The sequence below is a fragment of the Peribacillus sp. SIMBA_075 genome, assembly GCF_046534585.1.
Genome location: NZ_JAWRYN010000499.1, coordinates 1 through 276 on the forward strand (window position 1 = coordinate 1; position 276 = coordinate 276).

Below are 276 nucleotides of genomic sequence, written 5' to 3' on the forward strand. Positions count from 1 at the left end.
ATTCGTGAATACGCGAAAACGAAAAACGAAGCTGATGCTACAATCGTAATCGGTGGTGGCGGATTAACTGGCGTTGAGCTAGTTGGTGAGCTTGCTGACATTATGCCTAAACTTGCAAAAAGCCACGGCGTAAATCCAAAAGAAGTTAAACTTCTTCTTGTTGAAGCAGGTCCAAAAATCCTTCCAGTATTACCAGACCACTTAATCGAACGTGCAACTACTAGCCTAGAAGCACGCGGTGTTACATTCTTAACAGGTCTTCCTGTAACAAACGTT

At 43.1% G+C, this 276-nt stretch carries 1 protein-coding gene; it reads left to right on the forward strand.

Annotated features, from left to right (window positions below):
• A partial coding sequence (locus SB775_RS29165; RefSeq protein ID WP_410864707.1) for an FAD-dependent oxidoreductase occupies positions 1 to 276 on the forward strand: 276 nt, incomplete at both ends.